The sequence below is a fragment of the Desulfosarcina sp. genome (assembly GCF_055467485.1).
Window position 1 is genome coordinate 20,460 of the sequence record NZ_JBUOIV010000007.1, and the last position, 15,524, is coordinate 35,983.

Sequence of the window (15,524 nt, forward strand, 5' to 3'; positions counted from 1 at the left end):
CCCCCTATGCCGCATAAAGTCCCCAATCGGTGGGCGCGACGAACAGCGACGCGAGGAATTCCATAGCAGGTCCTTGGAGAATGAGGTGTCAGCCGCCGAAGACGACTGCGTCCGGAATCTCGTAGCGTTCGCTGCCGATGCGGATCAGGTTCAGATCGTTTTCCTTGGTTGTGCCGAATTCAGGGTAGCCGTCCGCCTGGCTGGTGTCGGCGCCGATAGGCTTACCCATGCGAAAGAAGATCGCGCGGGTGCGTCCATCGGGCTTCTGGATCACGACCGTGGCGTAGCCGCCACCGGCGCGGGCGACGCCAAATGGGCATTGCATCATCGGCTGGCCGACGGACTGTGCACAGGGGATATTCCCGGTTGCATCGAACTGGCCCTGGCCTGCGCGCAGCGCCGAATCATCAGGGCCTGTTGCGACGCTCCCGTCGGGCGAAACCGCTGGTGTTAGAAACTCTGCAGCGACATAGCCGCGCGGGCCTCCACCCAGCTGCTGGACATCACACCACACCCGTCCCTCGGCGCGCTGGCAGCCCAGGTTGTCGAGGATCGTGCCGGGCAGATAGCCAGAGATAATCTTCGCTTTGGTGGACGGCTGCTCCCGTAAATTCAATGTGCGTGAAACCCCGGTGACCTGCCAGTTGCGCGGACCGCCATCTTCGGGGGCGGCAAGTAATTCTTCAACACGGCTTGTGCTCGACTGGAACGATACGTCTTCGCCGTGGATCTCCTGAACAAATGCAGTAACAGCGATGATCAGGCCAATGAAAACGAAGCCGATTTGATTTAGAATAATCATAGGTCCTCCAGTTTGAAAAATAATGAGTTTGGTTTGTTCCTCTTATTTATGTGGTTTGCTGACATATCCCATTTAGAGATCTTCAAACCATTTTCTTTTTATATATACCGGATTTCATCTCTTCATGCCCAAGTAAAATTCAACGGTAACAATTTGGAAATTATTAAGATAGTATTGCCATAGGCTCGGTGACTTGAAGGTCCGATGGTTGCGAAACAATGGTTTGCGTGCCGAAAAATTTGGTACTGTCTTTAATCGAGGCAGCACGAAATGGTGGTCCGAAAACGATTGATTCATTGGAACCTATCATCTACCTACCAATGAGCACTGAATTTCCTGTTATGCATCAAAGTTGAAAAATAACAGAATTTGCTTACTATCTTAGCAATTGTACCTTGCTGATTACTTTAACTATCATTCAAATGGAGGATTAGACATGTCGCTAATCAAAGGCAGCGTCGTATCTATCATTGCGGCAGGTTTCATTTTTGGGCTGGTGGCTTGTGAGAAAGAAGGCCCCATGGAGAAAGCGGGAAAATCGGTTGACAAGGCGATTGAAAAGACAGAAGAGGCGATCAAAGAGAAAACAGATTAGTTGGATACGTCATTGAGGGCCATTTTAAATTCGTGGCTCAGTCAGCTGCCTTCAACATTCCCAAATTGACATCCAACTGTGTGGTGATGGTTCTGTCGCAAGCATGTTCAGATTCCTGTTTTTACCTAGTTTCAATGTCAGCATTGATTAAACCATCAAAAATGGGGGCGGATTTCATGGTAAGATCAACGACGTTAATGGTCGTTATCGGTGCAGTGTTTTTTATGGTTTCACAACCGATGGCCGTTTTCGGCAAGACATCGTCATCGGATGTTTCTAAAGAGATGGGTGAAGCGTGGGAAACGTTTAAGTCTTATGTCATCGACCAGAAGAATGATGCCATAAAACATGCCAAAGAAATGCTCAAGAAGGCCGATGCCGAAATCGAGGTGTTGGCGGGCAAGGCTTCGAAAGCTTCCGGTGATGCAAAGGTTCAGTACGACAAAGAGATAAAAAACCTTAAGAAGAAGCGTGCTGAGGCAGCAGTAAAACTCGACCAACTTCAAAACTCATCCGCGGATGCATGGGATTCCACGAAGGACGGGTTCGCTGACGCCTATAAAGACCTGCATGGTGCATACAATGAGGCTGTCGGTAAATTCCAGTGAACCGTTCCTGCGCCAGATTTGAAGCGTTGGCTCGCGACCGGTGCGATAATGCCCAAGCATAATACTCCTTCGGGTCTTTGGGGGTCGGCAGAGCCGTTTTTCGCGAGAATTTCAGGATTCGTTGTCCCATATCCTACACATTGGAGTTGCTGATGTGCCGTTTCCGTTCACGCGCCTTATGCCGATGGTAAACCTATAGGTATGATAACGATGTTCAGGACAACGATTACCATGCTGCTCGTGTTGACCGTGGTTGGCTGCGCGACCACCCGGACTAAATCACCTTTCGAGCCAAAGTCGATTAACGAGGTCAGATTCCGGGATCGCGCGCTATCAGAATACGACGAGGACGTCCGAGTATCGGCAGCCGTACCCAGCGCAGATGAAACTGAAGCCATCTTCGGTGCCAATCTGGCCAGAATGGAGATCCAGCCAATATGGGTAAAAATAGAAAATTACAGCGATAAGGCTTACTATCTCGTTTCGGCTGCGGTCGATCCAAATTATTTTTCACCAAACGAAGCTTCCACTGCCGTACAAGGCGGACTCAGTAATGCCGGCCGAAAAGAGATGGAATACTATTTCAGGTCGATGGCATTCAGAAATCCAATCCAGCCCAACACGGCCGTTTCGGGTTTTATTTTTACCAATCTGGATGAAGGTGAGAAAGTCGTTCAACTTGATCTCATCGGGCACAAGGAGGTTAAGTATTTTACCTTCTTCGTTCAGGTTCCCGGCATGCGGGTCGACTATCGAATGGTGGATTTCGAAAGTCTTTATGAAGTCGCTGAAATCGAGAACCTGGACGAGGATGCATTGCGGGCAGAACTAGAGGAACTGCCTTGCTGCACGACGAACAAGGATGGAACGGAATCGGGAGATCCGATCAATCTCGTGGTCATCGGCGATTTTGACGACATAGCGGCGGCCTTTGTACGCCGGGGCTGGGTTCCTGCGGAAGAGACATACGCATCAGCAGCATGGAAAACGATAAAGTCGTATCTATTCGGTTCACGCTATCGATATTCCCCTGTCAGTTCACTATACTTCTACGGGCGCCACCAGGATTTCGCCCGCCAGAAACCGCGCCACGATATTCACGAACGAAACCACCTGCGATTGTGGTTTACGGCGATGCGGTTTGAGGGCAAACCCGTCTTTGTCGGGCAAGTCAGCCGTGACATCGGCGTCCGCTTTACCACGCGAACCTGGCCGCCTGTCACCCACAAAATAGATCCTGATGTCGACGAAGCGCGTCAATCCGTTATCGAGGATCTGCTTTTTTCCTATACCATCGTTGGATTCGGTTTCGTAAAAGGGATGGATCGCGTGACGCCTTCCAAACCCAAATTCAACCTTACCGGCGACCCTTATTTTACGGATGGACTTCGTGCCGTTCTCATTATTGAAACCGGCCCCACGTCACTGAAACAGATAAAAAATCTTGGATGGGAAACCCCGAGTGAATTTCGTTTCGATATGTTTGACGTCGGATACAATTGGAAAAACGATTGATACGGATGATCGTCCAGTAGGGATTCTTTCATATGCCTGACGCGCCGGACGATTTTGAAAAAAGAACGGACGAATATGGACCATCTGATGCATGGACTGGTGAAAATTAAGACCACGTTGATTTTAGCAGTGCTGTCGATGAACATTCTGCTTGGCGCCATGCCTGCGTTGCTTCAAGCCGAACCACAATTCGCGACAATCGGTTCCGGTGACGTCTCCGGAATATACTATCCAACCGGGTTGATTATCGCTAGGATGATCAATGACAAGCGCCAGGCATACGGGGTCCGGATGACCGTGGAATCGACCCCCGGTTCGGTATTTAATGTAAATGCCATAACGGCGGGCTATCTGGAATTCGGTTTGGTCCAATCCGACAAGCAATTTCAGGCGGTAACGGGACGGGCAGAGTGGACTAAAAAAGGCCCCCAGTCCGGGCTGCGTGCTCTTTTCAGCATCCATCATGAATCGGTAAGCCTGGTGGCTGCCGTCGATGCCGGCATTGAGACCCTTTCCGACCTCAAAGGCAAGCGGGTCAATCTGGGACACCCGCGCGCCGGCCAGTATCAGAATGCCGTCGATGCCCTTAAATCCGCAGGTCTCAATCCGAACCGGGATATTTTGCCGGAAAAAGCAAAAGCAGCCGAGGCGCCACGCCTTCTCCAGGACAACCGCATCGATGCTTTTTTTTTAACGGCCGGCCATCCGAGTGAAATACTCACAGAGGCCGTTTCCGGCATGCGCAAGGTCCGGTTCATTCCGATAACCGGCTCCGGCATAGATGAACTGGTGGCCAGCACAACCTATTATACGACAACCCGCTTGCCGGTGGAACGATTCTACCGGGACGCGAAAGAGGCAGCGGACGTGGAAACCGTTGGCGTTATTGCCACCTTATGTACCTCTGCCGTCGTGCCGGATCATGTTGTCTACGTGGTCACCAAGGAAGTGTTTGACAATTTCGACTATTTCAAGCGACAGCATCCGGCATTTGGCGATCTGACTAAGGAAGGCATGCTCCAAGGCCTTTCCGCACCCCTTCATCCCGGTGCCTTGACATACTATAGGGAAGCCGGGTGGGTGAAGTAGCCTGATTACTGCAGCTGAACAACTAGGCGTTCACAATCGGATGAATTGTTTTCGCCGTGGGATGGCTGTGCCGATCAACGGGACACGCCCTTTCATCAGCTCTCATTTCGTCGACAAAAACGTTTTTTCCCGAGAAGTGCTGGTGGAGGCCCTCGTCCGGTTTATCGAGGAGGATTTGGACCGTCGATAGTTGGATAGATGATCGTAAAGCAGGTGGATCGAGTGACCGGCCAAATTTTCATCGGACCTGTTCTATACCGAACAAACATGCTGTTTTGACTTAACCATTGAGGCCAGTGGCAAACCACAAGATGTATAATGGTCAAGCATTATTCCTGTCCCAAGCAGATACATAAGTTCGCCTGTTTGGATTGAACCGCGATAGCTAGCGCTTACCCCGTCGCTTGCGGCGGGGTAAGCGAGCGAACCGAAAATCGACTTTTTATCCTTACGGTGAAGCCTCCCCGCAGCTTGCCACGGGGGGCTTCAATTTCGAAATCTAATATCAATGAGGTAAGCGTGGCCCTTTCGATCAAAATGAGGCTTTTTGCAGTCCTAACCGTACTAACACTTTTCATCAGTGGATGCTCAACCTTAAAGCCAGCTCAGTTGCCCGATGAATATACGCTGCCGCCGAGTGATGCACCGCTTTGGCAATCGCTGGCAGCGATTCGGCCCGGCAACTGGTTTGTGCTGCTGAATGACGGTAAGACTGCTCTCGATTGGCGACTCACGGCGATTGACAGTGCTGTCGAAAGTATCGGTCTGCAAACTTTTCTTTGGGATTTTGATTCCGCCGGCTCACTGGTTCTCGATCGGCTCGTGTCTGCTGCGGACCGCGGTGTGATGGTCAGGATTTTAATCGATGACACGTTTCTCATTTCTGAAGACCAGATCCTGGTGGGTCTGGCGGACCATCCGAAAATTGAATACCGCGTGTTCAATCCGTTCAAGCACCGGGCCAGTGGATTTGTTTCCAGGGAGATACTCAACCTCACCGAGTTCCAACGGCTCGACCATCGGATGCACAACAAGGCGATGATCGTTGACAATCGGATAGCAATCGTCGGCGGCAGAAATCTTGCCGACGAATATTTCGGTCTACATAGCGAGGCGAATTTTCGCGACCTTGAGCTTCTTGCCGGTGGACCAATTGTCAGAGAGATCAGCGCTTCTTTTGACAACTACTTTAACGACGACTGGTCATTGCCCATCGATATGGTGACGCATATCCAACCAAACTTCGTCGATCTTGATTCGGTTGGTCACGCGAGGGATCCAGCGGTTTACGAATACGAAGAAGTGTCGCCAGAGGATAGACGATTGCTTTGGGTGGATGCTGTGCGTAAGGCTTTTGGAGGCGAGGCATCTCTATTTGTGGATAAGCCACCGATCGAAAACCCTGCCGCCGATTCGAGTGCACCGGTGCAGCTTGCCATGCAGATGATTGAGCTGCTTGACGAGGCAGAAAAGCAAGTTTTAATTATTTCCGCATACCTGATTCCGTCAATTGATCTCGAGGGGGCGATCGAGCGCGCTGTCAAGCGTGGGGTAGACGTGCGTATCCTGACCAACTCGATTCGTTCGAACAACCACCTTGCCGCCCACAGTGCATACCGAAAACATATCAATGAACTGTTGACAGACGGGGCCAACCTTCACGAGGTTAGAGTCGATGCACGCGACCGGCATTTATACATGTTTCCGCCGGCGAACAAGAAATCCCTCGCTTTGCACGCCAAGGCATTGGTTATCGACCGGGACAAGGTATTCATCGGCAGCGCGAACCTGGACCCGCGTTCCCTGAGACTCAATACCGAAATGGGGCTTCTGGTTTACAGCGAGGCGCTTAACGCCGAGGTCCGCTCAATGGTTGAACGCGATTTTTCGCAGGAAAATGCCTGGCATTTACAGTTCGATACAGACGGCAATATCATCTGGGTATCCGGAAATGTTGTGCTGACATCGCAGCCAGCCGATTCATTTATGCAGCGGATAGAGGACTGGTTTTTCATGCATCTTCCCATCGATGATGAAATGTAACAGCGGTTGGCGTTTTTCTTTTCAGGGTATGAAATGAAAGGTAAATACATGCTGCGCAAGTTTCTGCCATGCTACCGGCTGGACTTTTTCTGACCGGCACCATGAACAGACCGATCAAGGTACGACTACATTTGGTAAGCTTTGGATAAATCAGAATTTAAGGTGAGTGGGGATACATCGAGATGAGTTTCCGAATCGCATCCTTTCCAAGGCGCATGCCGTTTTTCAACACTCCGATAGACGCTAAATCCCCTTTTATTGGTGCTTGACCGCCGCACCCATCCATTCTATTCATTAACAACGGCATATCTGCATGCCACCTTTCCTTTTTCACTATTCCTGAGATGATTGTAAACAACCGTATTGCACCTGAGGTTGCTTGTTCAACGACTTTTGACGGGTGATCCATCCCAGAGCGTGGCATGGCATTGAAAGGTCGGGTGACTGATGGGGGGCAGGTTATTGTGGTATTGTAACACCGCTTCGGGAGGGTGTTGTTCGAAATGCACGCTGTTTTTGGGATGAGAGATGTCAATCGGGGGCTTGAGCGCTTGCCAGCTAATCCCTCGTGATTATTGTAACGGGTACTCTATTTTTTGTCTCGAAACAGGCCACGCGGCAGCGTTGCACCAGCACCATCTATACCGGGAATGCCGTTAGTATCACCCGATGCACCCTTCACCTGCCGTTAAGCCATTGGGCAAATCAAGAGGAGAAACCATCAATTGGGGTACAATAAGGGAGGATGTAATGAAAAAGCGATTCCGGTTTCTGTTATTGGGGTTGGTTTTGGTCTCTATCGTCGTCTGTTCCGCAATGCAGGCACCGGCGGCTTCATCCGCGAACCCTACACAACTGGTCAGCCAATTGGAGGCCGATCTGGCCACGGCACGATCCAACCAGGTGGATGTGCTTTCACCGGGCCTTTTCAGAGACGCCCAATCCGCATTCATCAAGGCCAAACAAAGTCTGGAGAAAGGGGCCAAGCTGTCGGCCATCAGCGCCTATGTCGCCGAGGGGAAGGCCAGTTTGAAGAAGGCCGAAGAGATCGCCCAGGTGTCGCGGACCGTGCTCGCCGAAACGAACAAAGCCAGGGACAAGGCCCTCAAGGTGGGGGCCGACAAACTCGGTGGCCCCTTCGATAAGGTGGAAAACGAATACCTGAAGCTCACGACGGCCATCGAGAGGGACAATCTGAGCTATGCGCAGGAGAAGGCGGACCAGGTGCAGGCAGACTTCCGGGATCTGGAAATCATGGCCATCAAGGACAGCTACATCGGCAATGCACGCCGGATGATGGCCGACGCCGACAATGCCAGGGTCCAGAAAATTGCCCCAACGGCTTACAACGATGCCCTTCAGGCCTTGAGGGACGCCGATGACTATATCGACAAGAACCCCTATGCATCGGAAACGATCATCGAGAAGGCCGCCCATGCGGAGTTCATGGCCCGGCGGATGATGACGATCGGCGAGAACAGCCAGCGATTCAAGGCGATGACGCCGGAAGCGTCCGCCCTCTACCTGGAGAGTCTGTTCGCGCGTCTGGGAGAACCCTTGAACGCCGGCGATCTGCGGGACAAGGGCGTCGAGGACCAGCTCGGTCAATTGACCGGTGCCTTCGAATCGATGGAACGACAAACCCAGTCCCTTGAAATGGACAACCAGAATTACCGGGCCCGGGCGGCGACCCTTGAGGAGCAGGTCAGCGGTTTGAAAGGGTATTCGGTCGCGCAGGAAACAGCCAAACAGAAACTCGCCGCCGAACGCGAATTCAATGAGCAGTTCAACAAAGTCCAGCGCTATTTCAGGCCTGACGAAGCAGATGTCTACAAACAGGGCAGCCAACTGGTCATCCGGATGCGCAGCATCCGGTTTCCGTCGGGGCAGGCCACCCTGAGCCCGGAAAACTATGTCCTGCTCAGCAAGGTGCAGCAGGCCATCCAGACATTTGGGCAGCCGACCGTCACCATCGAGGGTCACACCGATACCACCGAAGGTTCCGGCTCGGCCCAAACCAACCAGGAGCTTTCCCGGAAACGGGCCGAGGTGGTGAAGACTTACCTGGTGGCCAACAAGACGCTTCCGGAGAGCCACATTCAGGCAACCGGCCATGGGCCCAACCGGCCCCTTGCGCCCAACACAACAGCCGAAAACAGGGCCATAAGCCATTACCGTTGTGACGTCTGCCAACGGCGTTTTGGTTGAACCGCGATAGCTATCGCATTCCTCGCCGCTTGAGGCGCTTTCCCAACCATCGTCCCACGCAGGTTAAAAAAGGAGGCGAGCATGAAAATGATGGTGCCCTCCGCCGGACCGGTGACCGACCAGAGGACTACCGGCTATATTGTCAATATCGCCAAAAGACTCGGAGCTCAGTTGATCGTTTTACGTGTCCTTGCCGACAACGAGACAGAGTCGGTGGGAAAAAACAGGCTGGAGCAGTTTGTCGAAATTGGATACAGAGAGAACGTGCCGGTAAAGACGATTGTGCGGCGAGGGGAAATCGCCTCCTCGATTATCGAGGTGGCCGTGGAAATACCTGCGGATCTGATCATCCTGGGGGTCAGCCAGGGTGAGATCGTTGCCGAATGGATGAATGCCAAGGCCATGGAGAGAACCGACATCCCGGTTCTCTTGATTCCCAAATGGGTGCCCGCTGCCAAGCGAACGCCCCCGAATGGCTAAGCACAAGCTTGTGCACCATGATGAAATTGATCCGGTTGGTTGAATTGAGATTTGAAACCGATGAGTTGTTCGTATAGCGAGATAAACGCTCACGCACAAATGATCACCAAACTCCTGGTTTTCACATCAGTTAGTGATGTCGCCGGCAGCCGCACCCGCCTTTAAAGGCATGCGCTTCTTCATTGGGTCGATACGGGCCAAACCGTTTAAAAAAAATGAAAAAAGTACCAGCATTCGTGGTGGATACACGTGCGCAAGGGGAAAACCGCTACTTTCACGTGTGACCTTGTTTACCCCGGTACAAGGCATAGTAAGTTACCGGTATGACCAGCAGGGTGAACACGGTTGAGGCAAGCAGGCCGAAAATCAGGGTCCATGCCAGTCCTGAGAAGATGGGGTCCAGGGTGATGGGCCAGGCCCCCAGGGCCGTTGTGGCGGCGGTGAGCAGAATCGGCCGCATGCGGATGGCGCCGCTTTGCAGGATCGCCTCGTCAAATGGCAAGCCCTGCTTGAGGGCATCCTGGATAAACTCAATCAGCACGATGGCGTTGCGGATGACGATCCCGCCCAAAGCGATCATGCCGATCATTCCGGTGGCCGTGAAGAAAACCGGGTCGGCGAAGCCGCCCACGGTTTTACCGGTGATCAGGTTCAACAGCCAAAAGCCGGGCATGGCGCCGATGAGCGTCAAGGGGATGGCCATCATGATCAACAGCGGCATAAAAAAAGAGCCGGTCTGCACGATTAGCAGGATGTAGATGCCGGTAAGCGCTGCGGCAAAGGCGATGCCCATGTCGCGAAATACCCGCAGGGTGATTTTCCACTCGCCTTCGCCGGCCCACTCAGCCCAGGTGCCAGGCGGCATGGGGTCGGATTCGAGCTGTCCCATCAAGTCCAGCACGGCTTCGCCGGGGGCCCGCCCGGCCATTTCACCGGTGACGAAGACCACCCGCTCCAGGTTCTTGTGATAGATGGGCTGCTGCTGGGCGGTGCGAAGCGGTTTGACCAGTTCGGCCAACGGGATCACGGCCCCATTGACGCTTTTTACGGGGATCTGGCTCAAGCGCACCTCGCCGGAACGCTTGTGGCGGGGCAAAATGGTATTGATCATCAGCGGTTGGCGCTCCACGGGCAGGTGTACCGTGGCCGGGGTATCGCCGGAAAGGGCGATGTGCAGAGACTGGATGATCTGCCGGGTGGAGACCCCGTGCAGGCCGGCTTTTTCCTTGTCGACCACATAATCGATCCGGTCTCTGACCGCCTCCGTGGAGTCGTCGATGTCCGTGACAAAGGGTTCATTGGTCATGATGGTTTTGACGTGGGCGGCACCGGCAATCAATTGCCCATAGGAGACATCCTTGTTGCCATAGATCTCTGCCACCAAGGTGGATAGCACCGGTGGTCCGGGTGGCGTCTCTACCAGCTTGATGTCGGCCTGGCTGGCAGCGGCGATTTGCTCTAGATCCTTGCGCAGGCGCAACACGATGGCGTGACTCTGCTGCGCCCGCCGGCCTTTGTCAACCAGGTTGACCCGGATGTCGGCCAGGTGGGCCCCTCTTCTCAGATAGTAGTGGCGCACCAATCCATTAAAGTCGATGGGTGAGGAATTACCGACATAAGAGACGAAATGAGTCACCTCCGGTACGCGGCGCAGGTAATTCTCGAATTGTCGAACCACTGCATCCGTGGCTTCCAGGGTGGTTCCCTCGGGCATATCTACCACGATCTGAAATTCGTTTTTGTTGTCAAAGGGCAGCATTTTGAGTGGGACCAGGCGAAACACGACCAGACCGATAGGGATGATCAATAGAATGACGATAACCACCAGCAGTCCGAAGCGTCGGGCTCGGGATACCAAAAAGGGGGCCACCAGGCGCCGATAGACGCGATGAGTGAGGGTGTCGGTGGTCGCCGGCTGATCGTCGCTGCCACCCTGCGCCGCCCCGGGATGATTTTTCAACAGCAGGTAGGTCATCCAGGGGACGATGGTCAGTGCGCACAGGGTTGAGAAGATGACCGTCATGGGTACGTTGGATGCCATTGGACCCATGTAGGGGCCCATCATGCCGGTAATAAAAAAAAGCGGCGTAAAGGAGATGATGATGGCGATGGTGGACATGATCACCGGCGGCAGCACCTCTTTGACGGCAAACAGGACGCTGTCGATGGGACCGCGTTTGCCGGTGAACATGTGGCGCTGGATATTGTCCACGTTGGTGATAGGATCGTCCACCACCAATCCCAGGGATAGGATCAGGGCAAAAAGAGTGACCCGGTTGATGGTATAGCCGAAGAGAAAATTAACGAACAAGGCCAGAGAGAAGCTGATCGGTACGGCCAGGGCCACCACCAAGGCTTCGCGCCAGCCCAGCGAAAAGGCCAGCAGGATAACCACCGTAACGATGGCAAAGGCTAACGAGGTGAGCAGTTCGTTGACCTTTTGCTGAGCCGTCTGCCCGGTGTTGCGGGTGATTTCGACCCGCACGCCATCCGGGATGACCTCGCGTTTCAACGTCTCAAGTTCACCGAGGATATTCGCAGCCACGCGAACCGCATTCGTCCCTTTTTTCTTGGCCAGGGCCAGGGTCACCGCTGGGTAGACCAGTGGCGTTCCGATCAATTGGTTGGCGTTTCTGAAATAGTGCGAATAGCCGATGCGTGAATAGGTGTCGGCCTCTGCGGGCCCGTCGATGACCGTGGCAATATCTCTCAGATAGACGGGCCGCCCGTCGTGGACACCCACTACCAGGCTGCCGACTTCATCGGCTGAGGTGAGAAATGCGTTTGCGGTGACGGTAATGCTCTGATTGGCCCGCGAGAAGGTGCCGGCGGTCACGGATGCATCGGCGCCCACCAGCGCCTGGCGAACCTCGGGTAGGGAGATGCCCAGGCCTGCCATCCGTTCGGGAAGCAATTCCACGCGGACTTCCCGGTGTCTGCCGCCGACGATCTGTGTCCGTGAGATATCTTTTATGGCTGAGAGGCGGGCCAGTATCTCTTCTCCCATTCGGCGCAGTTCATGGTCGTCATAACGGTCCGAGAAGAGGGTCAGGTTGACGATGGGTACATCGTCGATTTCGACGGGCTTGATCACCCAGCCACGCACGATGGGCGGTGCCGCATCCTGATACATGGCGATGCGGTTGTGAACTTTCAAAATGGAGTTTTCACGCTCCTGGCCCACATAAAACCGCACGGTCACGACAGCCATGTCCTGACTGGACATGGAGTAGACGTATTCCACACCGTCGATTTGCCAGAGCAGGCGCTCCAACGGCGTGGCGACCAACTTTTCGACCTCTTCGGCACTGGCTCCCGGTGCACTGACGAAGATGTCGGCCAAGGGCACCACGATCTGGGGGTCCTCTTCCCTGGGGGTGACCAGGATGGCAGCCAGCCCCAGGCACAGGGAAAGGATAATCAGAATGATGGAAAGCTGCGACGTCAAAAAACGGTGGACCACCGCGGCAATCAGGCCCGTGGGTGCCGACGGTTGATCAACCATTGTCCGCCACCTCCCAGCCGATGGTTTCCGTACCGTCCAATCCGGAAAGGATCTCCACCGCGTCGCCGATGCGCGCACCGGTTTTCACATGGCGGGTCTGCCAGCCGTCACCGACTTTCACCTGGACCAGTTCCAGCTGTCCCACGCGCCTTACGGCTGATTCCGGCACGGTGACGATGCGTTGCCGACCCACGGGAATGCGAAGTTTGCCGAACATGCCCGGGTAGAGGCCCTCGACCGGCGGCATGGCTGCCTTGACCAGAAAGGTTCGTGAATTGGGGTCCGCATAGGGGACAATTTCCTCAACCGATGCAGCCACCTGCAGATCCAAAGTGTCGATATCCACTTCAAGGGAGGTGCCCGGCATCACGCGGGTGATCAACCCCTCGCGGACATAGGCCTCCAGCCTCAGGGCGCCGGAGGTACGCAAGGCCACCAGCGGTTTGCCGGGAAGGGCCAGGTCCCCGGGTTCCACAAAGCGTTTGAGCACGACGCCATCCTCGGGGGCCAGGATGCGCGCATACTCGATTAGAATGGCGCTCTCGTTGACCACCGCTCGGGCCTGCAGGATGCCGGCCGAAGCGGCGGCCAGCCCCTCCTCGGCCCGATTGACCCCCGCTTCGGCCTGTCGGAAAATGGATTCCGCCTGCTCCAGGTCCTGGGCCGTGGCCGCTTGGGATTGGAAATAGGACTTCACCCGGTTGAAATTGGCCTGGGCCTCTTTAAAACCGGCACGGGCGGCCTCCAGGGTATGCCTGGCCTGCTCACGGCCCGCTTCGGCGGTCTTCAATGCCTGTTTGGCCTGTTCCATGCGCGACGTCATCTGGCGGCTGTCTAAAGAGACCAGCAGTGTGCCTTTGGGTACCTGGTCCCCGGGGCTGACATGCACATCCAGCACCTGGCCGGTCACCCGGGCCTCGATGCGGGTTTCGGTTTTGGGTCTGACCGTGCCGACGGCTTCGTACCACTGGTCGGCTTCCGCTACTGTTGCCATCGCCGTTTGCGTGGGGGTAAAGGGTGCTTTTTCCACGGCGGTAAATGCGCCGGGTTCAATCTTGTCGCATCCGCTCAGTACCCAAGCAGCAGCGACGCACAGGCCGATTCGCAGACCCAAGGATCGGTGTTCTCGTTTCATCGGACTATCTCTCCGTGGTGCCAGTTTCACGGCTGCCGGTCCAGTGGCCGATGGCCCGGGCGATCTGGGCGCGTGCTTTTTCGCGGTCGAAATAAGCGGCGGTTTCGCTCATCCGGGAACGGTTGTAGGCCAGTTCGGCTTCCAGGTAGCGCGTGATGTCCGCCGATCCGCCTTCGTACTGGCGCTTGACCAGTTCAAATGTCTCCTTGGCCGTGCGTACGTTGGACGTCGTCACTTTCAGCCGTTCCTGGGCTTCATTGAGGTTGAGGTAGGCCCTTTTCACGTCGAACTTGACGGCCAGCAGGGTCTTGCGGTCCGCGGCCATGGTTTCCTGTAACTGGGACAGCGCTTCGGCCCGATCGCTTGTTGTGGCAAATCCATCGAAGATCTTCCAGTTCAGGTAGAGGCCGGCGGTCCAGTTCTCGCGGTTCGAGCTGTATTTCATGTCGGGGTCGTCGGCATAGTAGCGGGTCATGAAGTCCACCTGGGGCAGGTAGCCGGCCCGGGAGGCGTCCACGGCCATTTTTGACCGGCGCAGCTGCTCGCGGATGCTGGCCAGTTCGGGTCGATGAATCAGGGCGTAGTCCAGGGCTGAAAAAGGGTCGTCGGGGACGTCGACGGCATGGGCTTGCGCATCGACGACACCGAAAGGCACATCGGGTTCAACACCCAGGATTTCCGCCAGGGCGGCCTTGGCCAGGCGCTGCCGGTTGCGGCTCTGGACGAGCATCTCTTCGGTTTCCGCCATGCGCACCTGCAGGGAAAGCAGATCGGTCTTCAAAGCGCCGCCCGCTTTGAAGCGCACATCCATGATGCGCAGTTGGGAACGGGTGGTCTCCACGGATTCTTCGGCCACGGAGGTGAAGTTGGCGGCGGCCAGGATATCGTAGTAGGCACCGATGGCGGTGGCCATGACCTGGTTCTCGATGCCGTCCCGGTCCAGTTGAGAAATGGTCAGGCCGGTTTTGGCCATCTCGCGGTTGAGACCGTCCCTGCCGCCATTGAACAGGTTGATGCCGGCACTGATCCCGCTTTCATAATTCTCGAACCATCCCGGGTCGTTGAAGTCGGTCCCCGCGGGCAATTGGCGCTGGTCGATGGATTTGAACAGATAGGCCGACGGGGCGTCACCCTGGAGGTATTCGGTGTAGACGTTCACCTGGGGGTAGAAGGGGGCGGCCGATTTTTCCAGCATCGCCCGGGCCCGTTCGATGCGGGCCACGGCCATGAGCAGATCCGGGTTGTTGTCCCGGGCAATGTCGAGCACATCCTGCAATGTCAGGCTGCTGTTGACGGCACAGGTGGCAGGGGGCGTGTCGGCCGCCCGGGATCGGCCCAGATTGCAGGCCATGTCGGCATACTGGGTCTTGATCGTTTCGTAGCGATAGGTATCTTTCGACGCACACCCGCCAAGCGTTGCGGCCCAGGGCAGGGCGCAGGCCAGCATCAGTAACACCGCAGTCCTTGACATTCCCCCTCCTCATTCTGGATAGTCGGATATTCTGAGATTGGTCGTCCATTAAAAATTGCAGCAAATTGAATCT

General features: G+C 55.0%; 11 protein-coding genes. 7 read left to right on the forward strand and 4 right to left on the reverse strand.

What is annotated here, in order from left to right; translation table 11 throughout:
* Positions 1–88: 88 nt before the first annotated feature.
* Positions 89–802: an SH3 domain-containing protein gene (locus ACZCED_RS05260; RefSeq protein WP_464860367.1), complete on the reverse strand. Its 714-nt coding sequence runs from the start codon at positions 800–802 to the stop codon at positions 89–91.
* 436 nt (positions 803–1,238) lie between these two features.
* On the opposite strand from ACZCED_RS05260, the gene ACZCED_RS05265 reads away from it, so the two are divergent.
* The 7 genes from ACZCED_RS05265 (at position 1,239) to ACZCED_RS05295 (ending at position 9,340) form a co-directional block, all read left to right on the forward strand.
* Positions 1,239–1,397: a hypothetical protein gene (locus ACZCED_RS05265; protein ID WP_464860368.1), complete on the forward strand. Its 159-nt coding sequence runs from the start codon at positions 1,239–1,241 to the stop codon at positions 1,395–1,397.
* 134 nt (positions 1,398–1,531) lie between these two features.
* On the forward strand, positions 1,532–2,005 hold the full coding sequence (locus ACZCED_RS05270) for a sll1863 family stress response protein (protein WP_464860369.1): 474 nt from the start codon (positions 1,532–1,534) through the stop codon (positions 2,003–2,005).
* Between the two features lie 231 nt (positions 2,006–2,236).
* Complete coding sequence (locus tag ACZCED_RS05275; protein WP_462969517.1) at positions 2,237–3,520, forward strand: LssY C-terminal domain-containing protein; 1,284 nt, start codon at positions 2,237–2,239, stop codon at positions 3,518–3,520.
* An 87-nt stretch (positions 3,521–3,607) separates the two neighbouring features.
* Positions 3,608–4,609, forward strand: coding sequence for a TAXI family TRAP transporter solute-binding subunit (locus tag ACZCED_RS05280; protein ID WP_462969534.1), 1,002 nt, complete (start codon positions 3,608–3,610; stop codon positions 4,607–4,609).
* Between the two features lie 519 nt (positions 4,610–5,128).
* Entirely contained in the window at positions 5,129–6,652 is a 1,524-nt protein-coding gene (locus ACZCED_RS05285; protein WP_464860370.1) for a phospholipase D-like domain-containing protein, read from the forward strand.
* Positions 6,653–7,402: 750 nt separating this feature from the next.
* The gene (locus ACZCED_RS05290; protein WP_464860371.1) at positions 7,403–8,860 is read left to right on the forward strand and encodes an OmpA family protein; all 1,458 of its coding nucleotides are present in this window, start codon (positions 7,403–7,405) and stop codon (positions 8,858–8,860) included.
* An 81-nt stretch (positions 8,861–8,941) separates the two neighbouring features.
* Positions 8,942–9,340, forward strand: coding sequence for a universal stress protein (locus tag ACZCED_RS05295; RefSeq protein ID WP_462969520.1), 399 nt, complete (start codon positions 8,942–8,944; stop codon positions 9,338–9,340).
* 274 nt (positions 9,341–9,614) lie between these two features.
* On the opposite strand, the gene ACZCED_RS05300 is transcribed toward ACZCED_RS05295, so the two are convergent.
* The 3 genes from ACZCED_RS05300 to ACZCED_RS05310 are packed head-to-tail and all read right to left on the reverse strand — an operon-like array spanning position 9,615 to position 15,451.
* Complete coding sequence (locus ACZCED_RS05300) at positions 9,615–12,845, reverse strand: efflux RND transporter permease subunit (protein ID WP_464860372.1); 3,231 nt, start codon at positions 12,843–12,845, stop codon at positions 9,615–9,617.
* On the reverse strand, positions 12,838–13,980 hold the full coding sequence (locus ACZCED_RS05305; RefSeq protein ID WP_464860373.1) for an efflux RND transporter periplasmic adaptor subunit: 1,143 nt from the start codon (positions 13,978–13,980) through the stop codon (positions 12,838–12,840). Before ACZCED_RS05305 ends, ACZCED_RS05300 begins: the two co-directional genes overlap by 8 nt.
* A 4-nt stretch (positions 13,981–13,984) precedes the next feature.
* A complete protein-coding gene (locus tag ACZCED_RS05310) occupies positions 13,985–15,451 on the reverse strand; it encodes a TolC family protein (protein ID WP_464860374.1) in 1,467 nt (488 codons plus the stop codon).
* Between the last annotated feature and the right edge of the window lie 73 nt (positions 15,452–15,524).